Here is a 26,766-nt window from a genome sequence, read left to right as displayed (position 1 = left end):
CCGAATAGTACAGAGGCAAGATATACTGCATCAGGGTATGGAAAGAACTTTTCTTACACCTCAACAGCCCCTTTCCATTATCTTCTACCAGGTACTGACGCAAAGAACTTGAAGATGGATATCAGCGAAGGACAAATCTTTTGGAAGAATATGGAGGGTTCTATCAATAGCCTTGTGAGTGCTGGTAAGGTCTTAGAAGCCAATGGAACCTATACTATAGCCGTCAAGATCAAGCCTTACTTCACCTATCTTTTCAGCGACGGAACAACAGGCTTGCTACATAAGAACCCTGGAAAGACACCTGTCGGAGTTGTTGTTGACCCTGTAAACCATCTTGCCGCAGCGATAGAAGAGGCTGGTAATGGAACAAAGTATAAGCTTGCTGAGACATTATATGACTATGTGTATCGAAGCAGTCATCCTATTAGTGATATTGGAGGGATTGGTGTTAGCTCTGCAAGTAGGTACTATAGAGAGTTCTCAACCAGCGGTTATGACGAGACATGGAATGCTTCTTATGCAGGAGCGGACGTGCTTGCTGCAGATAAAGTAAGAGGTGAGAGTGATAACTTCCCAGCCTTTAAAGCAGCTGCAACATTCCGCCCAACAGCAGTCTTAACTGGTACTTTAGCAACAAAGAAGTGGTTCTTACCCTCTCAAAGAGACTATTTCCATGCTTATGATTTGCTGGGTTTTGCTGATAGAGTGTATATTATAGGGAGGTTAAACAATCGCTACTTGTGGTATGGTTATCTATTCGAATCAGCCTTTACTGCCGTTGGTGGCGTTTCTTTCGTTGGTACTACAGAAGATAGTTTCTATTGGACAAGCACCGATCATAATGGTGGTAGTCGATTCGAAGCAAGACCTGGATATGTAGGAACTCCTACGAATTACTCATGGTTAAAATATAAGGTTCGATCCTTTGTACAGTACGATTAAATAAGAGGGAACACACTCTTGAAATTAAGGAAGCAGCCTCTCCCCCGCCCCCTCTACAGCCTCTCCCCCGCCCCCTCTCCGAATGGAGAGGGGAGTGAAAACTGCTGTTTGCAAGTGAAGGAAAGCCTCACCCCCAACCCCTCTCCGAATGGAGAGGGGAGTGAATACTGCTGATTGTAAATAAAGGGGGTGTTTCTTCGATGCAAGGAGAGGCTCTCTTCTATGCAAAGAAACGCCCTTCTCGATTAGAGAAGGGCGTTTCCTTTAATTCTAGAATATGATTACCTCTATTCCCCCTAACCATCCTCTCCCATTCTACTAGCAGTTTTCACTCCCCTCTCCATTCGGAGAGGGGGCGGGGGTGAGGCTGTAGATGGGCTGGTGGTGAGCTTGTTGTTGGCTAGTGATAGGTCTGTAGTTGGGTTTGTGCTGCGCCTGTTTTTATTCTCACTTGATTACAATAAAAGGGGAGGGGAGAGCGTTATTTGATAGTTATGATAGGTAAGTATCTGAAAACAAGTATATTATTTGTGCTCTTCCTGATGGTTACGCAAGTAGCTATTGGTCAGTCTTTTACGCTGCAAGGGAAGGTGTCTGATAAAGATGGAAACCCCATTGAATTAGCGTCCGTGATGGTTGTTTCGCAAGGAAAGTTGGCTATGACGAACCTAAAAGGCGAATTTCATATTCAGTTACACAGCGAGGATTCGGTGAAAGTACGCTTTTCGATGATTGGTTATAAGAGTAAGGAGCGTGTGCTCCGACGCCCACAGGGGAAGCAGACCATGCTCGTTCAGCTCCTTGATGACAATGAGATGCAGGAGGTGGTAGTAGAGGGTAAGACCAAGCAACACGGTACGACCGAGGAACTCGACGTCGATAAGGTGAAGCAGGGACCTTCTGCTTCGGGTAATGCAGTCGAAGAGATGGTGCAGACGCAAGCGGGTGTTTCCACTCATTCCGAACTCTCCTCGCAATACAATGTGCGTGGTGGTACGTTCGACGAGAACTCTGTCTATATCAATAACATTGAGGTCTATCGCCCCTTCCTGGTACGTAGTGGGCAGCAGGAGGGCTTGTCTATCATAAATCCTGACATGGTTCAGAGTGTCGGCTTCTCAACTGGTGGCTTTGAAGCAAAGTATGGTGACAAGATGAGTTCCGCCCTTGACATCACTTATAAGCGTCCGAAACGAACCGAGGCGAGCCTCACTGCCTCCTTACTTGGAGCCAGTGCGTACCTTGGAATAGCGTCAAAGAAGTTCACTTGGACTAATGGTGTGCGTTATAAAACGAACCGTTATCTACTCGGATCGTTGCAGACTAAGGGTGAATATAAGCCCTCGTTCTTGGATTATCAAACCTATCTTTCATGGCAGCCTAGCAAGCGTTGGCAGATAGATTTTATAGGAAATATATCGGACAACCACTATAACTTCCAACCAGAAGACCGTGAGACGAACTTCGGGACACTGCAGAATGTTAAGAAGTTCCGTGTTTACTTCGATGGACAAGAGAAGGATCTCTTCCGCACTTACTTTGGTTCTCTCTCCATCACACGCCATCTCTCACCTCGAACAGACGTATCGCTCTTGGCGTCGGCATTCTCTACAAGGGAGCAGGAACGCTATGATATACAGGGACAATACTGGCTTACGCAGACCGAGACATCGGAGAATCTGGGCGTGGGAACCTATATGCAGCACTCGCGCGACTACCTGAATGCGAATGTGAAGAGCCTCAAATTGATGTTACAACATCGAATGGGTAAGCATAAGATAGAGGGTGGTGTGACCTATAAGGTGGAGCAGGTTAAGGAGAACTCAGCCGAGTATGAGTATCGTGATTCGGCTGGTTATAATGTGCCACATACTGGTCGGGACCTTCGCATGATATATGCCCTTCGTGCGAAGAACGAGCTGAATGCTAAGCGAACAGAAGCCTATCTGCAAGACACATGGAACTTCCAAACACGTGATTCAGTGCCAACGCTCTTCACATTCAACTATGGTGTGCGTTTCGCCCATTGGTCGTTTAATGGCGAGAGCATCGTCTCTCCACGTGCTTCTCTTACCATTACTCCTGGCAAGAATCGCAATCTTAGCTTCCGAATCGCAGGTGGTTTGTATTATCAAGCACCGTTCTATAAAGAGTTGCGAGACACCTCCGTGGTGAATGGCATCACCTATGCAACCCTGAATCAAAGCGTCCGTTCGCAGCGATCCATCCATGCTTTGGCGTCCATGTCCTATCGTTTTGAGATGATGGGCAGACCGTTTAAGTTCACGGCTGAGGCTTATTACAAAGCCTTGTCACAGCTCGTACCTTATTCAGTAGACAATGTGAAGGTCACATACTACGGCGATCAGCAAGCCACGGGACATGCAACAGGATTGGATCTAAAGCTCTTTGGCGAGTTTGTTCCTGGTACTGATTCATGGTTGACACTAAGTGTTATGAACACAAGAATGCGTCTGAACGGTAAGAGCATACCGCTCCCGACCGATCAACGATATGCACTGAATCTATACTTCACCGACTATTTCCCGGGTACGACGAGATGGCGAATGTCACTCAAGTTAGCCTATGCAGACGGTCTTCCCTTCGCAACTCCTCACCAGGAACTAGAGAACAACTCCTTCCGAGCACCAGCCTATAAGCGGGCGGATATAGGTATGAGTTATCGTCTACTAGACAATCATGATGGTAGTAGAAACACGATATTCAAGAACGTTTGGATTGGGCTTGATTGCCTTAACCTATTCGGTATCAACAACGTTAACTCATACTATTGGGTGACCGACATAGCCGGTCAGCAATATGCCGTACCGAACTTTCTTACGGGTCGCCAGATTAATGGTAGGGTGACAGTAGAGTTTTAGTTCTCATATTCCGTAGGGTCTTTAACACCAGCATCAGCGAATGCCTCCTTGCGTTCCACGCATGTTCCACACTTTCCGCAGTGCATCTCTGAACCCTTATAACAGCTCCATGTCTTGGCGTAATCAATGCCTAGAGCAGCGCCACGGCGCACAATGTCAGCCTTAGAAAGGTTCGTGTAAGGAGCCTCGACACGCACATCAACGAAGGTGCCAGCCGATGTTGCCTTATCCATGGCATCGATGAACTCGGGTCGACAATCAGGGTAGATCGTGTGGTCGCCACCATGATTTGCAATATAAACACGCTTTAGTTCGTGGCTTTCCGCTATACCCGTAGCAATCGCCAACATGATTCCGTTGCGGAAAGGAACCACTGTCGACTTCATGTTCTCTTCCTCATAATGCCCCTCAGGGATGGCTTCTGCACCTTCAAGTAGCGAACTCTTGAAGTATTGGTGCATGAAGGTAAGGGGTATAGTAATATGTGGAATACCCAGTTTCTGACAGTGGTATTCAGCATAAGGTAACTCCTTCTTGCCATGGTTCTGACCGTAATCAAACGATATAGCTAAGGCTATTGTCTCCGCCTTGTCATATAATAAGGTGATGGAATCAAGGCCTCCACTGACGATAATAACAGAATCTTTCATATCCAACGAATTAATCAATAACAATATAGCTCAGTGCTAACTGCGCTTTACAAAATACCCGATTAAGGGTAAACCATACGTGCAAAATTACAAAAAAGATACTAATCTCTTCCCTAATTCATCGAAAAGTAGTATTTTTGCGGTAGGTTAGTAATCACATTAAAAAGTATTATATAAGAGATGAAAATTAATGATTTCAACTTCGCCGGACATAAGGCTATCGTCCGCGTAGACTTCAATGTGCCATTAGATGAGCATGGACATGTAACAGACGACACACGTATCCGTGGTGCTCTTCCTACCTTGAAGAAGGTGTTGGAGGATGGTGGTGCCCTCATCATGATGAGCCACATGGGTAAACCAAAGGGTAAGGTTAAACCTGAACTATCATTGAGTCAGATCGTAAAGAACGTTAGTGATGCCTTAGGAGTTGATGTTAAGTTCGCTAAGGACGCTGGTAATGCTGATGCAGAGGCAGCTGCCTTGAAGCCAGGTGAGGCTCTCTTGTTGGAGAACCTACGCTACTATCCAGAAGAGGAAGGTAAGCCAGTAGGTGTTGAAAAGGGCACTCCTGAGTATGACGCAGCCAAAGCTGAGATGAAAGAACGCCAGCAGAACTTTGCAAAGAAACTTGCTTCTTACGCTGACGTGTACGTTAATGACGCCTTTGGAACAGCCCATCGCAAGCACGCATCAACGGCTGTTATCGCTGATTACTTCGATGCCGACCATAAGATGTTGGGCTTCCTTATGGAGAAGGAAGTTACTGCCATCGATAACGTCCTACGTAATGCTAAGCACCCATTCACAGCCATCATCGGTGGTTCAAAGGTAAGTTCTAAGCTCGGAGTAATCAAGAATCTCCTTGACAAAGTGGACAATCTTATCATCGGCGGAGGTATGGGTTACACCTTTATCAAGGCTCAGGGCGGTAAGATCGGTAAGTCTCTTCACGAGGATGACCTTATGCCAGAGGCATTGAATGTGATAGCTGCTGCGAAGGAGAAGGGCGTTAACCTCTCATTGTCAGTGGCTACTGTTTGTGGCAAAGAGTTCTCTAATGACACTGAACGTAAGGTGTTCCCAATCGATCAGATACCTGATGAGTGGGAGGGAATGGACGCTTCTGAAGAGAGCATTGAGGCTTGGAAGAAGATCATCCTAAGCTCTAAGACCATCCTTTGGAACGGTCCTGTAGGTGTGTTCGAGTTGGAGAATTTTGCTAAAGGAACAGGCGAGATCGCTAAGACCGTAGCACAGGCAACACAAGAGAACGGTGCTTACTCACTCGTTGGTGGTGGTGACTCTGTAGCCGCAGTCAATAAGTTTGGACTTGCAGATAAGGTTTCTTACGTATCTACTGGTGGTGGTGCTATGCTCGAGGCAATCGAGGGTAAGGTACTTCCAGGAGTAGCTGCAATCAATAAGTAAGCGCATTTCTTGCACTTAGATATATAAGCCGTCGTTCCGTAGGGGGCGACGGCTTTTTTGCTAAATGACCCCTTCAACCTAAATAATGAGTATTAAGAACCTAATAATGAGTAGTTTATCGTTACTATCGGGACTATCTGCAAATGCGTTCACAACCGATAGTTTGACACAGATGAAAGGATTTCCTACGACCGAAACGGGTATCGAACAAGGTGTATCAGCCTGTTTCGCAGGACATATAGGAGCGTATATTGTGATGGCAGGAGGCTGCAATTTCCCTGTTAACACGCTCGCTCCCGACAGTAAGAAGAAGTTTTATAAAGGTATATACAGCGCACGTTCCACCACAGGCGACCAACTGACATGGACGCAGATAGGCTCCCTGCCCGAGCCAATCGCTTATGGTGTTGCCGTGTCATGTGCGGACGGAATGATCATAGCAGGCGGTCAGAACGAGAGCGGAAGCAAGCATGGTGTCTATCGCATTACGCTCGCTAAGGATGGTCAAGCACGTGTGACAGCCCTCCCCTCTATGCCTTGCAAGGTGGATAATATGGCTGGTGCACTCGTTGGTCGACACCTATATATCGTTGGCGGAATGGTAGATGGAAAGGCAAGCAATCGTGTGTTATGCCTCGACTTAGACCATCTCAACCGTGGATGGAAGGACATTCAACCCTTCCCCGGACTACCTCGTGTACAGCCAGTAGCCGGTTCTTTAGGCGAAAGAAAACTCTGTCTTTTCGGTGGATTTGCCCCTGGAACAAAGGGTGAAGACGCACAGTTAGCTATGGATGGCTACCTCTTTGATGAAGAAAGCGGCACTTGGAAAAACCTCGATTGCCCTAAGGATGAGGCTGGCGAAGCCCTCTTTGTGGGTGGCGGAGCAGCTATCAACATAGCAACTGACCATCTCTTGGTCACGGGCGGAGTAAACAAAGACATCTTCCTAGCGGCTGTCAATCATCCACAACCCGACTATCTCTCTCACCCGATAGCGTGGTATCAGTTCAACCCTTACACCTTATTATATAATAAGAGCGGTTGGCAAGTATTGTCGAAACATACGGAAACAGCACGTGCGGGTGCTGCCATGGTCAAAACCGATGATGGTGTCTTTGTCATCGGAGGTGAGTTAAAACCCCGTGTAAGGAGTAATCAGATTGTAAAATACCCCGAACAAGCTCCACACAAACGTGAGATAAAATAACAAACAGCGGTAAAAACCTATCTATGAAGAAGTATTATCCTTGGGTGCTTGTCGCCCTCTTATGGTTCGTAGCACTCCTGAATTACATGGACCGACAGATGTTGTCCACCATGCAAGAGGCTATGAAAGTAGATATTAGTGAGTTAAATCAAGCCGAAGCGTTCGGTGCTTTGATGGCAGTCTTCCTTTGGATCTATGGCATTGTAAGCCCCTTTGCAGGTATTATAGCCGACAGGATGAGTCGTAAGTGGCTCGTTGTCGGTAGCATATTCGTATGGTCTGCGGTCACATTCCTTATGGGTTATGCCCACAACTTCACGCAGCTTTACTGGCTAAGAGCCTTTATGGGCATTAGTGAAGCACTCTATATCCCTTCCGCCCTGTCGTTAATTGCCGACTGGCATGAGGGTAAGTCGCGCTCATTAGCTATCGGAATCCACATGACCGGACTCTATGTTGGACAGGCGATAGGCGGCTTTGGTGCCACACTCGCAGCCATGCTCTCATGGAATGCGGCGTTCCATTGGTTCGGCGTCATCGGTGTTGTCTATTCAATCGTACTCCTTCTCTTACTCAAAGAGAACCCTAAACATTCGCAGAAACAGGCTACCACGATAGGAGAAAAGCCCTCACGCAATCCGTTCCGAGGTCTTTCTGTCGTCTTCTCAACGTGGGCATTCTGGGTAATATTGTTCTATTTCGCTGTACCTAGCCTCCCCGGATGGGCAACGAAGAACTGGTTACCAACGCTCTTCGCCGATAGTTTGAACATACCGATGGCTAGTGCGGGACCTATATCGACCATTACTATTGCCGTATCGTCCTTTGTTGGCGTCATTCTTGGAGGTATCCTCTCCGACAGATGGGTGCAGCGCAATATCCGTGGAAGAGTTTATACGAGTGCTATTGGGCTTGGTTTGACCGTCCCAGCATTGATACTCTTGGGCTTTGGACATAGTCTCATCGCAGTCGTTGGGGCTGGACTATGCTTCGGAGTGGGCTATGGTATCTTTGATGCGAACAATATGCCGATCCTTTGCCAGTTCATTTCTTCAAAGTATCGAAGCACTGCCTATGGTATAATGAACATGACGGGCGTCTTTGCCGGGGCTGCTGTTACACAAGTGTTAGGCAAGTGGACCGATGGAGGAAACCTTGGGTTGGGCTTTGCCCTATTAGGAGCTGTGGTGGTGCTAGCCCTCATCTTGCAGCTTTCTTGCCTACGACCAACGACTGACAATATGGAATAGTAATACATTAAAATATAGTTATGGAAAAGATTATTGGACTTATCGATGCACCATTCACACCCTTTCATGCGAATGGCGATGTCAATCTCGAACCTATCGAGAAGTATGCAGCTATGTTGCAGAAGAATGGTTTGAAAGGTGTATTCATCAATGGTTCTTCAGGCGAAGGATATATGCTTACAACCGAAGAACGTATGCAGTTGGCAGAGAGATGGGTACAAGTAGCCCCCGAAGGGTTTAAGGTTATCGTACACGTGGGGAGCTGTTGTCTGCGTGAGAGTGTTAAGTTGGCAAAGCATGCCGAGCACATTGGTGCGTGGGGAATAGGCGCAATGGCACCTCCATTCCCTAAGATTGGTCGTATCGAGGAGTTGGTGAAGTATTGCGAAACCATTGCTTCGGCAGCCCCTTCCTTACCATTCTATTATTATCACATCCCAGCCTTCAACGGAGCCTTCTTGCCTATGCTTGACCTGTTGAAAGCCGTTGATGGACGCATAGAAAACTTTGCTGGAATCAAGTACACCTTCGAGAGTCTCTATGAGTACAATCAGTGTCGTTTGTATAAAGAAGGCAAGTATGACATGCTTCATGGTCAAGATGAAACAATCCTCCCAAGCCTTGCTCAAGGTGGAGCACGTGGCGGCATTGGTGGTACAACGAACTATAACGGGCGCGAGCTGACGGGTATCATCGAGGCATGGAATGCTGGCGACATCGAGACAGCACGTGAGAAACAGAACTTCTCACAGGCAGTGATCAATGTTATCTGTCACTTCCGTGGTAACATCGTAGGCGGTAAGCGCATTATGAAACTGCTCGGTTTCGACCTCGGACCGAACCGTGTTCCCTTCCAAAACATGACCGATGAAGAGGAAGCACGTATGCAGAAAGAACTCGAGGAGATTGGTTTCTTCGAGAGGTGTAATAGGTTTTGATAGAGGAACAACCAGCCTCACCCCCGCCCCCTCTCCGAATGGAGAGGGGAGTAGATACTACTATAAACAAATAAAGGGGGCGTTTCTTCACATCGAAGAGACGCCCTTTTCATTGCAAGGAAACGCCCTCTTCAAATTGAGAAGGGCGTTTCCTTAATTTCAAAATACAATTACCTCTATCTCCCCTTACCACCCTCTTCCATCCTACTAACAGTGTTCACTCCCCTCTCCACTCGGAGAGGGGTTGGGGGTGAGGCTTTTCTTTATCTGCAAACAATAGTTTTCACTCCCCTCTCCATTCGGAGAGGGGACGGGGGAGAGGCTTTCCTTTATCTGCAAATAATAGTTTTCACTCCCCTCTCCATTCGGAGAGGGGTTGGGGGTGAGGCTCTTCTTTATTTGCAAACATATGCCTTTTTAATAATGAAAAGATTATAGATTCGTTTTTTTTTCGTACTTTTGCAGTCGGATAATGATAGAAGAGTAATATCAAAGAAAGAGTTTTTTTAAGATTGTAATAAGAGTTAGAGCGAAAACAATTAACCATTATGAGCGAAACAAGTGATGGTATTCAGTTTAAGTGAAGGCTGTTTTTCGATTAGTAAAAGATTGTTTTTTGATTAGTAAGTAAATATTAATTATAGAGAAAGATGCACAAGATGAATTTTCTCCAACGTATTACCTGTGTTCTTATTCTGAACCTTTTATGCTTTGGACCATTATGTCTTCCAGCTTCAGCACAGGACTTCGATGGTGCGAAGGTAACGCTTTCTTTGCAGGATGCAACAATCGAATCCTTTGCAAATGAGGTTGCTAAGCAAACGGGTCTAGTAGTGAAATTTGCTGACGAGGATGTTAAGTCGCTCAAAGGAGTAACCCTTTCCGTTCGCGACCAGTCAGTCACAAGTTTATTGGTGAGCCTCTCCAATCAACTGCCGTTTACTTATTCGGTTGAAGGAAACACCCTCACCTTTGCCAAGAAGGTAGTTGCTCAACGCAAAGGAACCATCAAAGGTCAGGTTACTGACGCCGATGGCGAGCCAATCATTGGTGCCATTGTCCGCATGGAAGGCGTTAATGGAGGCTTCGTAACCGATATCAATGGTGAATACCAGATACAAACGGATCAGAAGGAGGCGCACCTTACGGTGTCCTACATCGGTTATAAGACCGTAACAAGGACTGTTAAGAATGGAGCAGCAGCCAACTTCACCTTGAGAGAGGACTCTAAAGAGATGCAGGAGGTTGTTGTTACGGGTTATCAAACTAAGAACAAGAACTCGTTTACGGGCTCTCAAGTAGCTGTGACACGCGATCAGTTGATGAATGTGGGTACGAAGAATGTGTTGCAAAGTATATCTTCCTTCGTTCCAGGTATGGTCATCGCCGATGATAACCTCAAGGGTTCTGACCCTAACAAGGTGGCAGAAATCAATATTCGTGGGCGTGCCACCTTTGAGGGACAGGCTAATACTCCAGTCTATGTAGTCGATGGTGCACAGGTAACAGCAGAGTATGTTGCCGACATGGATATGAATGATATCGAGACAGTAACCGTCTTGAAGGATGCTTCAGCGTCTGCCCTTTATGGTGCGAAGGCGTCAGCTGGTGTAATCGTCATCACTACCAAGACCTTGAAAGGTGGTAAACTGAAGTTGAACTATAGTGGAACTGTTCGTTTGTCAACGCCAGACTTGCATGATTATCACCTCTTGAATGCTCGTCAGAAACTTGAGTATGAGCGTTTAGCAGGCTTGTTCACTGATACAGACCCAACCCGTCAGTATCAGTACGACCGCGACTATGCACGTATCTATAACGATGTTCAGCGTGGAGTAGAGACCGATTGGCTATCGAAACCATTGCGTAATGCCTTCTCACAATCGCATAGCTTGAGTATAGATGGTGGTGATGAGCGTGCCAAATATAACCTTGGAGTACGTTATGGAAAGGACTCCGGAGTGATGAAAGGGTCTGATCGTACTCGCTTATCAACCAACTTCCGCCTCTCATATAACGTCTCGGGCAAGTTCTTCATATCGAATAATTCAACGTTAACATCGGTTACTAATCATGAATCACCGTATGGTGACTTCTCCGATTGGGTAAAGATGAACCCTTATGAAAACCCTTACGATGCCGACGGGCAGTTGCGTTCTTCGCTCTATCATGACCTTGCCAACCCCTTGTATGACGCCTCGTTAGGTAGTTACAACAAGTCGAATAACCTCGACTTCCTCAATACCACGAGTGTCCAATTATGGTTTGGTGATAAGGTACGATTGGATGGTGACTTCACAATCGACCGCAGTAAGCAAGACAGACGAGTGTTTACTTCACCTTTCTCATACAATGAGAAGATCTCAAAAGCAGTCAACCAGCGAGGCTCCTTGTCGGATAACTGGACCAATACAACCACCTTCCAAGGTAAGGTAATGCTGTCTTATAACAACTACTTCTTTAAGAAGTTGTTCTTAACAGCTATGGGTGGTAGTAGTATGGAGTCGACTTCTACAGATGCAGCAGGCTATCGCTCCGTTGGATTCTACTCTGACCAGTTGGGTCATCCAGCCTTTGCTACCTCTTATGATACCAATAGTCACCCTAGTGGTTCAGATACAGAAACAAGGGGAGTAGGCTTCTTTGTGAATGCAAACACTATATGGGATAACAAGTACTTCCTCGATCTCATCTATCGTTATGAAGGCTCTTCTCGATTCGGAAAGAACCAACGCTTTGCTCCATTCTGGAGTGTTGGAGGTGGTTGGAACATCCATAATGAGAAGTTCATGAAGGGTACTCCCATTCAATTACTCAAGTTGCGTGCTAGCATAGGATACCTTGGTAACATCAACTTCAACCCTTATCAGTCATTAACAACGTATAGTTACAACAGCTCTTACTTCTATGGTAAGGGTACAGGTGCCACACCTATTACTATAGGTAACCCCGACTTGAAGTGGGAACGCACGTTGAGTACGAATATCGGTGTCGACTTCACCGCTTTCCATGGGCGTATCGACCTCTCTGCCGACTACTATATCAAGAATACAGATAACCTGCTTTTGGATATAACCAAGGCACCATCAGTAGGTGTATCCACCTCTCGTGAGAATATTGGAGAGGTTCAGAACACAGGTTTCGAGCTTCGTGTTCGCACCTTCCCAATACAGACAAAGGACTGGCAATGGTCGCTTGGTTTCACCTATGCATATAATAAGAATAAGATCAAGAAGATAAGTAATGCGCTCCGTGCACTCAATGAGCAGAACCTCGCAAAGGGTGGTGTTGCACCACTTCCAGTATATGAGGAAGGTCAGTCATTGTCTGCTTTGAAGGTTGTTCCATCCGCTGGTATCGATCCAGTAACAGGTCAGGAAATCTTCATTAAGCGTGATGGTAACTACACATTTACCTATGATCCGAATGACAAAGTGATCTTTGGTGATACGAACCCAATCGGTATTGGAGCCATCAACTCCTACCTTACTTATAAGCGATTTGCCCTTAGCTGTACCTTTCAATACTCATTTGGTGGAGCCTTATATAACGAGACTCTCGCTACAAAGGTAGAGGGTGCTAACCCTAAGTATAACGCTGATGAGCGTGTACTTCAGGACAGATGGAAGACGCCAGGGACGATTGCTAAGTACAAGCGAATTGATGATACGGCAACACCTTATCAAACATCTCGCTTCGTACAGATGAACAATTACCTGCGAATGAGCAGTTTGGCATTGTCTTACGAGGTTCCAACAACATGGATACAGAAGTACGGTTTGAGACGTATGTACCTCGAGTTCCTCACCAATGACCTCTTCTATCTATCCTCAGCAAAGCGTGAGCGCGGTCTAAACTACCCTTACGATAGAAGTTTCGAGTTCTCTTTAAGATTCTCACTTTAATACGATTAGACAAGAAATGAATATGTTGACAAAATATATAGGGGCTTCGGTGGTACTTGCACTGCTGACCTCTTGCAATGACTTCTTGGATGTTCAGCCCAAAGGACAGAACACCGAAGACCAGATGTTTACGACTATCACGGGTTATGAAGATGCTATGTTTGGTGTTTATGGCAAGTTAGCTTCCTCTAACCTGTATGGTGAGAGCCTCTCATGGGGGCTTGTTGACAAGCTCGGACAGGAGTTTGGTTATGATAACTCGCAGGATGTGAGCTATTATCTGAACCGTTACCAATATACCAACCAACAGGCTCGTTTGCAGACAGATGCCATCTGGAAGAACATGTATAGCAATATCGCAAATGTCAACAACGTGTTGCGACACATGAACGATATTAGTAGTGCGCCCCAAGAGAGACGCCTCATACATGGTGAAGCATTGGGTTTGCGTGCCTTTATGCACTTCGATTTGGCTCGCTTATATTGTACTGACTATACTCGAAGTGACGCCAATACGTTAGGTTTACCATACGCAACTGAGTTCAATCTAAAGAACCGCTCGCGTTATAGTTTGCATGATACTTTCAAGTTAATCATTGGTGATTTGAATGCTGCCGACTCGCTATTGTCAGATGATAATAACGTCACTTACAATAACGTTTTACAGCGTGATTATCATCAAGACCGCGTCATCTTCTTCAATAAATATGCGGTGAAAGCAACGAAAGCACGCGTTTACTATGCTATGGGTAATAAGTCAGAAGCAGCCAAGTATGCACGTGAAGTCATCAATGCAACACAGAACTTTAAGCTGAACACAACGACTTCTATTGATTCAGTTATGCGTTTCCCAGCTAATAAAGAGATGATATTTGGCGTTTATGCAGCCGATCGTTCAGGTGCCATTCGTTCTGCTTTTCTGCGTGCAACAGGTGCTGGTACGTTTACTGAAGGGCGTCGTGATGCACGAAGTCTCTATGAGACAGACCACTTCACAGCCACTAGCTCTGATGCAAGATACAGCTCGTTCTTCAGAGAAAACACCTCTTCGGGTGCATCAACATTCTCTTTTATACGCTTCATACAGAACGATGCAGAGGCAAACAACAATACTCTCAAGGGCTTTGTACTGATTAGTCTGCCAGAGATGTACTATATCTTGAGTGAAAGTGTGTATGACACGAACAAGACAGAGGCTATTTCTCTGCTTAACGCAGTGAGGAAGAGTAGGGGACTTGGCGATGTTGACGCTTCGAAAGTGAGCACACGTGACCTCTTCGAACAGGAGATGATGCGTGAACGTATGCGTGAGTTCCCTGGTATGGGACAGTCCTTCTATGCGTTAAAGCACTATAATCGCAGCTTTACTGACTTCCGCAACGTTGATACCTATCAGCCTTCTGATGCCATCTTCAACCTCCCTTGGCCTGATGTGGAGAATGAGTATGGTAACAAGGAAGTACACAAATTATAAAAGATAGGGGCTAATAAGGTCTTTGTGGGGCGAAGACTCTTTCGCTAACCACGCTGACCAGCCCTCATACAAAGTATATTGATACAATCAACTAGAATTTAATAGATTATGTATAAGTCAATCATAAACTTCTTTGCCATTGGTGTTATTGCCTTGTCATGGCAGGCATGCTCTGGTATAGATTACGATGGGGAATATTCTAAAGAAGGTGATTTTGAAGGTAATAATCAGGTGTATTTTGCTTTGAAGAATACTTCTGACACCTTATATAATTACTCTTTTGGAACCGCACCAACTAGTGTGACACGTGATACGGTGGCTGTTACTGTAAAGCTCGCAGGCGTTAAAAAGTCCACTGCTCAGCACTTTAAGGTAGTCGTTGACCCTAGTAGTTCGGCTCAAGCAGGTGTACACTATGAGGCATTGAATAGCGACCAGATTATTCCAGCCGATAGTCTTTCTGCAACGTTCCCAGTGGTGTTGTTGCGTCAAAACTTGAGTAGTACGCAGAATGATAACATACGAATTGTATTGCGTTTAGAGGCTACCAACGATTTAGGAGTTCGTTTCCCGAATATGACCAAGCGCATTATCACCTTCGATAATGTACTCGAGAAGCCTTATTGGTGGGACTATCCAATAATGAAGGCAATGGGTCTTCCAGATTATACACCAGCCAAGTATCGTATGTTGTTGTCGTATTATGACTCCGATCCAAGCCTGATTGTGAATGCAATTCGCAATCCTCGTCAACAGACACAGCTGTATAGAAACATTCAGAAGGTTAAGGCTTATTTCTTAGCAAACCCTGAGTAACGATACAACTAATAGATAACAATCACGGGACATGGTCCCTTCATGGAAAAAGAAAGCTACAAGTATGATAAGAAAATATTTATATGTATTGGCACTATCTGCCCTTACCTTCACCTCATGTATTAAGGATGACTCTACTGCGGGGGGCGACTCTGTATCAGTGATAAGTCTTCAGAATCCTCTTGAAAGTACTTACACATTGGATCAGAACGATACTCTTAAGATTAATCCAACCGTCTTGCAGACCAATGGAGACAAACCCCTTACTTACGAATGGGAGGTTAATCATAAGCTAGTATCGAACGATTCGAAGCTAGTCTACCCTTGTAACAAGTCGGGAGAGTACAAAGCTCGCTTGCGAGTAAGCAATGGTCAGAACATTCAAATCTATGAGTTCAATGTCAATGTAGAGTATGCTTACACCAAGGGGATCTATCTCTTGGCTGATAACAACAATCAAACCATCTTGTCATACGTCCCAACTGAGGATGTAAAGAAGTCCTTCAAGTTGGATGTATTGGCTGATAACAACCCTAATGTCAGCTTTGGTGCGCCACGCTCAATGGCTTTCAGTAGGACATTCGATAGTCAGAAGGCAAACATCTTGTTCCTTGCTGCAGGCAACCCATCGAAGATTTATCAGCTAGATGGCTATGAGATGGTATCGATCTTCAATACTTCTGTTGGTGAGAAGGTCAATCAGTTAGTGGCAAGTTCGGATGATAGTCGACCTAAGGTGATGGCTATTACAGATCATAACCTCTATTCTCTGGATGTGAATTCAACCAATCTTCGAACACAGACATCACGTTTCAATGGTGCTGTCAGTGGTAACGTCACACTTGCCAATTACATGACTCCATGGTGGAGAGAGGACTTGTTCTATGCACATGGCGATGCTTACTTCGACAATTCACATGGTGCTCTTCTCACAATGGCGATTGAGAACACCTCAATACCAGCCGAGATCCTCAAGGGAACATTCTCTGGTGACACCTTGGTAGGTATGGCTAGCATTAATAGGCAGCGACATCTCGCCCTCATCACATGCCAGAAGAGCACGGGAACATTCTATTTCAACTATATCAACCCAGGCTATTATTCGTCTGACGCAACCAAGCGCATTGCTGCAAATGTACTGTATCGCATAGCTATGCCAGCGTCAACAGGAATTGAAAATGGCTCTGTTGTGCGTTCAGCACGTAGTAAGAACATCGTTTACTACACGAAGGGTAACGCTGTATATGCACATAACGTCCTAGCGAACGGAACCTTCCCTACGGCTCCACTCATTAGTGTTGGCAATAGCACGGAGACGATAGTTGACATGGTATTCTCCGATGATGACAACCTTATATATATAGCAACTAACGACCCATCAAGCACTATGCAGGGTAGTCTTTACTGTTATGACGCACAGACTAATAGCCTACGTTGGTCGAAACAGCATATCACTAAGAGGATTGTGAAGGCACTATACAGAAACAAATAAACATTAATGATAATGAATATCTCACATTGGAAACCATTACTGGGAGGGACTTTTGCGTTCCTCCTAGTATTGCATGGTACTGTAGTTAAGGCTGATGACAATAAGTCGAAGGACTCTTCTAAAGCCAAGAAGGAGACGAAGTACGATCGACTCTTTAAGGACAAGAAGACCGAGACAGCACGTAGTAAGTTCATCACTGTCTACAAGCAAGACAACAAAATCTACTTTGAATTACCGCGAACACTGCTTAAGAAGCAGATGATATTAGGTGGCACGATCACGTCAACGACCGACCCTACAACGGTGACAGTCGGTTCGACGAGTGCCAACCCAGTACTCTTTTATTTCGACATACAGGATAGCTCGGTGGTAATGAAGACCCCGAACAATGTTCTCTTTCAGTCGAATGCCTCCTCACCAGAGCTTTCTAGCGCCCTAGCACTCAACTATCGCGATGGTATCTGGCAGGGTTTTAACATCATGGCATATAACAATGACAGTACAGCAGTAGTCTTCGACGTTACCTCCTTACTAGGGAAACCAACCAACCTACTGCCTGTTATGCCAACACGTAATGGTAAGTATTCTATCAAGGCAACGCCTAAGTCTGAGCTTTCTTTTATACGAGGTATAAAGAGTTTTGATACTAACTTGTCCATTAATAACGACTTCTCCTATGGCGTTTCCACCTCTTTAATGTCTATGCCGATAGGTGGTGAGCGTCCAACGACAGTAGGTGTAAGCTATAGCCTAGCCCTTGTTCCCGAGTCAGCTATGCGTCCTCGTATTATGGACTCACGCATTGGCGTTGATTATTCTGCTCGATTAGGAATACCCGTAGAAGGGGCTGGAACCAAGAAAATATACTATTCTCACCGTTGGAATCTTGTGCCACGTGATAAGAAAGCATACGCTAAAGGTAAACTAAGTGAGCCTGTTCAGCCTATCCGCTTCTATCTTGATAACACCTTTCCAGAGGCTTGGAAGAAACCTATCAGAGAGGGTGTTCTTGCGTGGAACAAGGCTTTTGAGAAGATTGGATATCGAAATGCAATAGAGGTGCTAGACTTCCCTAAGAATCAAGAAGACTTCGACCCAGACAACGTGCAGTACTCTTGTATCAGATATATCCCTAGTGGTTCTTCATCCGAACCATCGAGTGACAAGTATGTAAACCCTAATACTGGAGAGATCATGAGTGCGTCAATGTTTATCTATTCTGACGTTGAACGCTCTCTACATAAGCGTCGTTTGGTTGAGACAGGAGCCGTTGATCCATCTGTGAGAGGCAACCGCTTGAATGCAGCTCAGTTTGCTGAAGGGTTGAAACTACTTGTAATGAGAGAGATGGGAAGTATGTTGGGATTGCAAGCTAACCCTGGTGCGTCATCTACTTACCCTACTGACTCTTTGCGTAATGCACGTTTCACCACAACCATGGGACTAACGCCATCGGTAATGGATGACGTTGATTATAATTATGTGGCACAACCCACAGACCATGGTGTACGCCTTGCTCAAACCGATTTGGGCATGTATGACTATTTCACCATTGATTGGAACTATCGTTACTTCGACCCTTCTTCTGTCTCTATCAACGATGAGACAAAGATACTCGAGGCTTTCGTCGACAAGAAGATACAGAATCCTCGCTATCGTTTCTACGCTGAACGCAATGGCAAGTGGGACCCACGTGTGCAGCAAGGTGCGCTCGGTAATGACATGATTGAGACTGCCAACCTTGCCAACAAGAACTACTCTATCGTTGAATCGAACCTCTCTAAGTGGATAAAGAACGATGAGGACACACGAATCAAGGATCAGCTCTATCTCCAGATATCACAGAATCGATACGAAGTATTCAAACATGTGCTTAGTAACGTGGGTGGTATGTACCTTAACAACATGAAGGTTTCAAGTGGAATAGCGCAGTATCAGGTCGTACCAAAGGATCTTCAGCGTCGCTCCATGCTGTGGTGTCTACAACAAGCAACCAACTTCACCAAGTATGCTAACCGCAACTACGAGCGCAAAGGGTTCTTATCTGTTAGCTACTATGACCAGTCTTTGGAGTTCCTAGGCTATGACTTGCTTGCAGCTAGGCTTCGTGTGGCTGTTACCTCTTACTTGAATCCAAACAGCTACACGCAGAAGGAGTACTTTGATGACCTCTATGATGGTATCTTCAAGAGCGTTGCTCAAATGCGCGCACCCTCTCAGAGCGAGCGAGTTCTGCAACGCACATTCATGAATTATGCGCAGAATGTAGTCTCAAAAGCCACTGGTAATGGTGGTTCTGAGGGTGGTTCGGGCAGTCGTTCAGCGTTGAAAGATGACGACATGGGTGCTACACCAGGTTTTGGAGACCCTTCACAGAATCTTGCCCCAACAGTGGATATCACTGTAGCAGACAACTCTGAGCTTTATTTCTATAATTGTCTGGCTAAATTAAAACCAGCTTTGGAGAAGTGCCTAAAGGCTAACTTGCCCTTAGAAGCACGCACCCACTATGAGATGTTGCTCTTCAAAGTGAACAAGACAATGGAGGTTAAGAAATGAGAAAACTATTCATTCCATCTAAGAGAACGGCTGCCATCAGCTTACTAGCGGTTGGCTTGCTAAGTATCTCACTCTCGGCGCAGGCTTTCCCACTCTTTAAAAAGAAGAAGAAAGATACAAAGACAACCACAACCGTGGTGAAGAAAGATGCTTACGAGCGACTCCTTACAGAAGAGAAGACCGATTCTGCTCGAGGTCCTTTCGTCTCTCTCTATCGAACGGGAGAGAAACTTTATGTTGAACTCCCCCCTTCTTCCCTCAATCGTGATATGTTGCTAGGGGCAACCATCTCGTCAGTATCTAGTCCGCAATATGCCGAATTAGGTACACGTGCAGGCTCTGTTTCTCATATCCGATTCGTTCAGAAGGATAGTTCCATCGTCATGCAGGCTGTCAATTCAGAGTTGCTTGATGCCTTACCAACGCCAATGGCAAAGGAAGCTGAGGCTACTAACTATCGTAACCTCGACCTCTATTCCTTCCCAATCAAGGCTCGTAACAAGAAAACAGGTGGTATCGTCTTCGATGCCTCATCGTTCTTCTTGCGTGAAAGTAAGTATTTCCCTGTTATCGCCAAGATAGCTGGTCCTTACAGAGTGGATGCCGAATTGAAACCCGAATGGATAAAGGTTACTGCGTTAAAGTCCTTTGAGTCCAACGCATGTATTAAGATGGAACGTAACTACGTAGCCAACATGACGGGTAATAGTGGTAGTGTGGCAATCAGTAATCAACCGGTATCCATCGGTGTTGAATTTACATTAGCTCTATTGCCAGAGGATAAGATGACACCTCGACTTAGCGATGTCCGACTAGGTTACTTCTTAACTCCTAAGGCAATAGTTAACGATGGACTCATTGAGCATGCGAGCTTTATTAATAGGTGGCGAGTAGAGCCGAAGGACCCTGCCGCATACTTTGCAGGGAAGCTCTCAGAGCCTAAGAAGCCGATTGTTTACTATATCGACAACAACTTCCCACCGCTTTGGAAGAAGGCAATTAGGAACTCCGTTCTGCGTTGGAACGCTGCTTTTGAACGCATAGGATTTAAGAATGTCATGCAGGTAAGGGACTTCCCAACAGATGACCCAAGCTTTGATCCAGATAATTTCAAGTACTCTTGCATACGTTACTTGCCTACTGCTACGGAGAATGCAATGGGTCCGTCATGGATTGATCCACGCACGGGTGAAATCATCACAGCCACTGTCTTGGTTTATAACGACGTGGTCAACGTTATTAATAGTTGGCGTTTTATCCAGACAGCACAGCTCGATCCAGCTGCTCGAACGCTCAATATGCCTGATAGCATACTTGAGGCTTCGCTCGAATATATCGTTGGTCACGAGGTGGGTCATACACTTGGATTAATGCACAATATGGCTGCATCAGCTGCTATACCTACTGACTCGTTACGCTCAGTGGACTTCACTCAGAAGTACGGCACCACAGCTTCTATCATGGACTATGCCCGTTTCAATTACGTTGCACAGCCTTCTGATAAGGGCGTATCGCTTACGCCACCTATTCTCGGCGTCTATGACAAGTATGCCATAGAGTGGGGTTATCGTGTATTCCCTAACTCTAAAGGCTTTCGTGACGATATTAAGCCTTTGCAGGAACTTGTGGCTCAACACGAAACCGACCCTATGTATCGTTATGGATTGCAACAGTCGCGTTATCGTTATGACCCAACTGCGATTGAGGAAGACCTTGGTAGCGATGCAATTAAGTCGAGTACCTATGGGTTGAAGAACCTTGAATACATCCTCCAGCACTTTGATGAGTGGATACCAGATGGTGAGGACGGGGCTAGAAAGGCGAAACTCTATCGTCAAATAGTGTCTCAGGCTTATGGTTACTCACGCAATGTTTATGCCTTGATAGGCGGTATCAAACTCTATCAAACGACCGAGTCTTCAGGGCTTCCACGCTATGAAGTCGTATCAAAGGAACGCCAACGTGCAGCTGCAATGTGGCTCTTGGATGAGGCTCGAAAGTTCGGTAAACGAGGGATAACAAGTCTTGAAGATAAATTGCCACAGGTTAATTCGCACCCTTATAAGATGTTGGCAAGTGGCATACAAGAGATGGCTATGTCTGCAACAGCACGTTTGGCACTCAGTTACTATGCCGATTCCACATCCTATTCGCCCTTGGAATATAACGAGGATGTCTATAACAACGTATGGAGAAAGACGATTGCAGGTGACGAGTCACTCGATGATGACGATATTGCCATGGAGCGTTTATACGTGGAACGACTTAGGTCGAACGTTATGGAAGTGAAGCAGATGGGTAGGGTGCGCAGCCTTCGCAACGACAAAGAAGACGTATCCTTCCTCGGTTTCGGAACGGGTTATGGCGATCCAGAAACGATGTGGACAGAGACCATCGACCGCACTGCTGAGTATGTGTTCCACTATGCGCAGAAGTTGAAAACACTCCTTGCTGAGCGTATCAAGACCACGAGTAACAGTACACTCAAGTCGCAATATGAATTGATGTATGCGCGTGTTCAACGCTATATGAACGAATAAATCGTATAGAAGGAGAGCCTCACCCCCGTCCAATAACAGGCTTACCACCAGCCCATCTACAGCCTCACCCCCGTCCCCTCTCCGAATGGAGAGGGGCGTGAATACTGCTAGTAGGATGAGAGAGGATGGTAAGGGGAGATAGATGTAATTGTATTTTGAAATTAAGGAAACGCCCTTCTCGATTGGAGAAGGGCGTTTCTTCTTATCGAAGAGAGCCTTTCCTTGCATCAAAGAAGCGCCCTCTTTATCTGCAAATAATGGTTTTCACTCCCCTCTCCATTCGGAGAGGGGCTGGGGGAGAGGCTCTTCCTTATTTGCAAACAATAGTATTCACTCCCCTCTCCATTCGGAGAGGGGGCGGGGGAGAGGCTGTAGATGGGACGTGGGTGAGGCTCTATCTAAGTTCGAGATAGGCTGCTTCTCTCCCTTAAACAGCAAATAAGTGCAGTAAACATGATTGACTTCTAGAAGATTTTTGTAACTTTGCTCTCAGATAAATAACAATCAAAAAGGATATAGATATATGCTTACATTAAAGCTTATAAGCGAAGAGACAGAGCGTGTCATCAAAGGATTGGAGAAGAAACACTTCTCTGGTGCACGTGAGGCAGTAGAGAAAGTATTGGAATATGACCGCTTGCGTCGTGAGACTCAGCAGAAACTTGACACCAATAAACAGCATCAGAACCAACTATCAAAGCAGATTGGTCAACTGATGAAGGACGGTAAGAAGGATGAAGCTAACAATATAAAAGAAGAGGTGGCAGAGCTTAAATCGGCCGACAAAGCACTCCAGGAGATCATGGAGAATGCCCAGAAGGAGATGACCGAGGTGCTCTTAACCATTCCAAACATCCCTAACGACGATGTTCCAGAGGGCAAGGACGCTAACGACAACGTTGTTGTTAAGGAGGGCGGAACGAAGCCTAACCTCCCAGCTGACGCCCAATGCCACTGGGATCTATTGAAGAAGTTCAACCTAGTTGACTTCGACTTAGGTGTGAAGATAACGGGTGCTGGCTTCCCATTGTACATCGGTAAGATGGCAAGATTCCAACGTGCTCTAGAGGCATTCTTCCTTGATGAGGCACGAAAAAGCGGCTATCTTGAGGTGCAACCACCATTGGTTGTTAATCAAGACTCCGGTCTTGGCACTGGTCAGTTGCCTGATAAAGAGGGTCAGATGTACCATGCTAACCTCGATGATCTATACTTGATTCCAACGGCAGAGGTGCCTGTTACCAACATATTCCGTGATGAGATTCTTGACGAGAAAGAGCTTCCGATTAAGCGTTGTGCTTACTCTGCTTGCTTCCGTCGAGAGGCTGGTAGCTATGGAAAAGACGTGCGTGGACTGAATCGTCTACACCAGTTTGATAAGGTGGAGATCGTGCGCATCGATAAGCCAGAACACTCTTATGAGTCATTGGATGAGATGTTGAACCATGTAGAAGGTCTATTGAAAAAGCTCGAATTACCCTATCACATCCTTCGTCTCTGCGGTGGCGATATGAGCTTCACATCGGCTATCTGCTATGATTTCGAGGTATGGAGTGCAGCGCAGGAACGCTGGTTGGAGGTGTCAAGTGTATCTAACTTCGAGAGTTACCAAGCGAATCGTTTGCATTGTCGTTACCGTCATGCAGAGGATAAGAAGATAGAGTTGTGCCACACACTGAATGGTTCGGCACTTGCCTTACCACGCATTGTTGCGGCAATCATAGAGAACAATCAAACCCCAGAGGGTATACGTGTTCCGAAGGTGCTCGTACCTTATTGCGGCTTTGAAATGCTCGACGATAAGATGGACTAAGCCTTAGCCCACTAATACGGAACAACGAACAAGACATAACCTAACAATCAACCTTTTAACAAAACTCATCCCTCGTGGATCCTAATCCCCCCTCTCCAAGCGGAGAGGGGACGTGGATGAGCCCTTTAGACTATGAACAAGATTATAAGCAAGAAGCAGTTTTCTGAGAAGGTGTTTTGTATTGAAGTAGAGGCACCACTCATAGCTCGTAGTTGTCGACCAGGCAACTTTATCATCGTACGTGTTGATCATCACAGTGAGAGAGTACCATACACCATTGCCAAAGCTGACGCCCAGAAGGGCACGTTGACAATGGTTATTCAAGAGGTGGGACGCTCTTCGACGAAGCTTTGCCAACTAAAGGTTGGAGACGAGATAGTCGATATTGTCGGTCCTTTGGGCACCCCTTCTCGCATTGAGAAATACGGTACAGTCGTATGCGCGGGAGGTGGTATTGGTATTGCAGCGATACTCCCCATCCTCACAGCTCTTAAGCAAGCTGGCAACAAGGTAATATCTGTTTTGGCAGGAAGAAGCAAGGAACTTGTTATCATGGTGGACGATGTTCGACAGTACTCTGACGAGGTGATCATCATGACGGATGATGGTTCTTATGGTGAGAAGGGCGTTGTCACGGTGGGAGTTGAGAAGGTGATTCAACGTGAGCATGTCGATAAGGTGTTGGCGATTGGACCTCCTATTATGATGAAATTCACCTCACTCTTGGCAAAGAAATACGGCATTCCAAACGATGTATCACTGAATACTATCATGGTGGATGGCACTGGAATGTGTGGTGCTTGTCGATTGACTATCGGTGGAAAGACCAAGTTTGTCTGCATTGACGGACCAGAGTTTGACGGCGACTTAGTCGATTGGGACGAGATGTTTAAGCGTATGGGCACCTTCAAGGAGATTGAGGCTAAGGACATGGCTGTGCCTAATCCTGCTGATAAGAAGGGTTCTGACCATTCTAGTTCGTCTATTAATAATGTAGGAGATGAGGCTTCTGTGGATGGTGAGAAATCATCTTCTATCGACAAAAACAACGTTTCTACCGATGAGGCAAACGAACCCGAAGAGGTTTGGCGCAAAGCTCTTCGCAAGGAGTTGAAGCCTAAGGAGCGTACAGCCATCCCTCGTGTGCAGATGCCAGAACTTGATCCTGCCTATCGTGCAACGACCCGTTTGGAGGAAGTGAACATCGGTTTGACCCCCGAAATGGCTATGCAAGAGGCGAAGCGATGCCTCGATTGCCCGAAACCAACGTGTGTGGAAGGGTGCCCAGTGGGCATTCATATCCCCGACTTCATCAAACATATAGAGCATGGAGACTTCCTTCAGGCAGCTAGCATACTAAAGGAAACATCGGCATTGCCCGCTGTTTGCGGTCGTGTATGCCCACAGGAAAAGCAGTGCGAGAGCCGTTGTATCCATCTAAAGATGAACTCTCCCGCTGTAGCCATTGGTTATCTCGAGCGTTTCGCAGCCGACTATGAGCGTGAGAGTGGGCAGATGACCTTACCAAAAGTAGCCCCCTCGAATGGTATCAAGGTAGCTGTTGTGGGTTCAGGACCATCTGGTTTGAGCTTTGCAGGCGATATGGTAAAGCGTGGATATGAGGTTTATGTGTTCGAAGCACTACATGAGATCGGTGGCGTACTCAAGTATGGTATCCCCGAGTTCCGCCTCCCTAACAGGATAGTAGATGTAGAGATTGAGAACCTCCGACGTATGGGTGTCCACTTCCAAACAGACACGATTGTGGGTAAGACTATCAGTATTGACGAATTGAAGGAGATGGGTTTTAAAGGCATATTTGTAGGTTCCGGAGCTGGCTTACCGAACTTTATGGGCATTGAAGGAGAGAACTCTATCAACATACTCTCTAGTAACGAATACCTCACGAGAGTAAACCTCATGGATGCAGCTAACCCCGAAACGGATACGCCACTCATAATAGGTAAGAGGGTTCTAGTTATAGGAGGAGGCAACACAGCGATGGACTCCTGCCGTACAGCTAAGCGTCTTGGGGCAGATGTGACATTGGTATACAGACGTTCAGAAGCAGAGATGCCTGCACGCCTGGAGGAGGTGAAACACGCCAAAGAAGAGGGTGTCCATTTCCTCACGTTACATAATCCTCAATCGTACAAAGCCGATGAGAAGGGTCGCGTCTGTGCTGCAGTATTGGATGTGATGAGGCTTGGTGAGCCTGATGCTAGTGGGCGTCGACGTCCAGAGGTAACGGGTGAGACGGTGACTGTGGAGTGCGATCAAGTGATTGTGGCAGTAGGAGTTTCACCGAACCCGTTGGTTCCGAAGTCTATTGAAGGGCTTGAGTTAGGTCGTAAGAACACGATAGTTGTCAGCGACCAGATGCAGAGTTCACGTCCAGAGATATATGCTGGTGGTGACATTGTACGTGGTGGTGCGACTGTTATCCTCGCTATGGGTGATGGTAGAAGAGCCGCAGCGAGTATGGCAGAAAAGCTCTCTTTCAAATAAAGAACAGCCTCACCCCCAACCCCTCTACAGCCTCTCCCCCAACCCCTCTCCGAATGGAGAGGGGAGTGAAAACCATTGTTTGCAGATAAAGAAGAGCCTCACCCCCAGCCCCTCTCCGAATAGAGAGGGGAGTGAAAACTATTATTTGCAGATGAAGAAGAGCCTCACCCCCAGCCCCTCTCCGAATAGAGAGGGGAGTGAAAACTGTTAGTAGGATGGAAGAGAGTGGTAAGGGGGGATAGAGGTAATTGTATTTTGAAATTAAGGAAACACCCTTCTCAATTTGAAGAGGGCGTTTCTTTGCAATGAAAAGGGCGTCTCTTCACATCGAAGAAACGCCCTCTTTGTATTAAGAA

At 46.1% G+C, this 26,766-nt stretch carries 15 protein-coding genes and 1 pseudogene; 14 read left to right on the top strand and 2 right to left on the bottom strand.

What is annotated here, in order from left to right; all coding sequences use genetic code 11:
• Window positions 1-942 (top strand): annotated as a pseudogene (locus O3603_RS07640) (hypothetical protein); the annotation flags it as partial.
• Between the two features lie 542 nt (window positions 943-1,484).
• Window positions 1,485-3,824: a carboxypeptidase-like regulatory domain-containing protein gene (locus O3603_RS07635; RefSeq protein ID WP_371521955.1), complete on the top strand. Its 2,340-nt coding sequence runs from the start codon at window positions 1,485-1,487 to the stop codon at window positions 3,822-3,824.
• Here the strand turns inward: O3603_RS07635 and queC are convergent.
• Complete coding sequence (queC, locus tag O3603_RS07630; RefSeq protein WP_371521947.1) at window positions 3,821-4,474, bottom strand: 7-cyano-7-deazaguanine synthase QueC; 654 nt, start codon at window positions 4,472-4,474, stop codon at window positions 3,821-3,823. The two genes, O3603_RS07635 and queC, sit on opposite strands and share 4 nt — an antisense overlap.
• Window positions 4,475-4,654: 180 nt before the next feature.
• Between queC and pgk the strand changes: the two genes are divergently transcribed.
• The 4 genes from pgk (at window position 4,655) to O3603_RS07610 (ending at window position 9,303) form a co-directional block, all read left to right on the top strand.
• Entirely contained in the window at window positions 4,655-5,905 is a 1,251-nt protein-coding gene (pgk, locus tag O3603_RS07625) for a phosphoglycerate kinase (RefSeq protein ID WP_004384255.1), read from the top strand.
• A gap of 106 nt (window positions 5,906-6,011) precedes the next feature.
• Window positions 6,012-7,115, top strand: a complete 1,104-nt coding sequence (locus O3603_RS07620) for a cyclically-permuted mutarotase family protein (RefSeq protein ID WP_371521945.1) — start codon at window positions 6,012-6,014, stop codon at window positions 7,113-7,115.
• Window positions 7,116-7,138: 23 nt separating this feature from the next.
• On the top strand, window positions 7,139-8,365 hold the full coding sequence (locus tag O3603_RS07615; protein WP_371521943.1) for an MFS transporter: 1,227 nt from the start codon (window positions 7,139-7,141) through the stop codon (window positions 8,363-8,365).
• A 20-nt stretch (window positions 8,366-8,385) separates the two neighbouring features.
• Complete coding sequence (locus tag O3603_RS07610) at window positions 8,386-9,303, top strand: dihydrodipicolinate synthase family protein (RefSeq protein ID WP_009434479.1); 918 nt, start codon at window positions 8,386-8,388, stop codon at window positions 9,301-9,303.
• Window positions 9,304-9,510: 207 nt separating this feature from the next.
• Here O3603_RS07610 and O3603_RS07605 read toward each other — a convergent pair whose 3' ends face one another.
• Window positions 9,511-9,708, bottom strand: coding sequence for a hypothetical protein (locus O3603_RS07605; RefSeq protein ID WP_371521941.1), 198 nt, complete (start codon window positions 9,706-9,708; stop codon window positions 9,511-9,513).
• A gap of 245 nt (window positions 9,709-9,953) precedes the next feature.
• Here O3603_RS07605 and O3603_RS07600 point away from each other — a divergent pair, with 245 nt between their 5' ends.
• From O3603_RS07600 to O3603_RS07565, 8 genes are all read left to right on the top strand, one after another.
• On the top strand, window positions 9,954-13,208 hold the full coding sequence (locus tag O3603_RS07600) for a SusC/RagA family TonB-linked outer membrane protein (protein ID WP_371521939.1): 3,255 nt from the start codon (window positions 9,954-9,956) through the stop codon (window positions 13,206-13,208).
• 16 nt (window positions 13,209-13,224) lie between these two features.
• Complete coding sequence (locus O3603_RS07595; RefSeq protein WP_371521937.1) at window positions 13,225-14,682, top strand: RagB/SusD family nutrient uptake outer membrane protein; 1,458 nt, start codon at window positions 13,225-13,227, stop codon at window positions 14,680-14,682.
• A gap of 108 nt (window positions 14,683-14,790) precedes the next feature.
• Window positions 14,791-15,498, top strand: coding sequence for a DUF4843 domain-containing protein (locus tag O3603_RS07590; protein WP_155716556.1), 708 nt, complete (start codon window positions 14,791-14,793; stop codon window positions 15,496-15,498).
• A 64-nt stretch (window positions 15,499-15,562) separates the two neighbouring features.
• On the top strand, window positions 15,563-16,990 hold the full coding sequence (locus O3603_RS07585) for a PKD-like domain-containing protein (RefSeq protein WP_371521935.1): 1,428 nt from the start codon (window positions 15,563-15,565) through the stop codon (window positions 16,988-16,990).
• Between the two features lie 12 nt (window positions 16,991-17,002).
• A complete protein-coding gene (locus tag O3603_RS07580; protein WP_371521953.1) occupies window positions 17,003-19,549 on the top strand; it encodes a zinc-dependent metalloprotease in 2,547 nt (848 codons plus the stop codon).
• Window positions 19,546-22,089, top strand: coding sequence for a zinc-dependent metalloprotease (locus O3603_RS07575; protein ID WP_371521933.1), 2,544 nt, complete (start codon window positions 19,546-19,548; stop codon window positions 22,087-22,089). Before O3603_RS07580 ends, O3603_RS07575 begins: the two co-directional genes overlap by 4 nt.
• Window positions 22,090-22,612: 523 nt before the next feature.
• Window positions 22,613-23,902 (top strand): serine--tRNA ligase, encoded by a 1,290-nt coding sequence (gene serS / locus O3603_RS07570; RefSeq protein ID WP_004384262.1) that lies wholly within the window; start codon window positions 22,613-22,615, stop codon window positions 23,900-23,902.
• A 132-nt stretch (window positions 23,903-24,034) separates the two neighbouring features.
• Window positions 24,035-26,410 carry a bifunctional dihydroorotate dehydrogenase B NAD binding subunit/NADPH-dependent glutamate synthase gene (locus O3603_RS07565; protein WP_371521931.1) on the top strand — a complete coding sequence of 792 codons (2,376 nt, stop codon included), beginning with the start codon at window positions 24,035-24,037 and terminating at the stop codon, window positions 26,408-26,410.
• Window positions 26,411-26,766: the final 356 nt, after the last annotated feature.

The organism is Prevotella sp. 20925_1_30 (assembly GCF_041433025.1).
GTDB lineage: Bacteria > Bacteroidota > Bacteroidia > Bacteroidales > Bacteroidaceae > Prevotella > Prevotella vespertina.
This window is presented reverse-complemented; position numbering and strand designations above follow the sequence as displayed.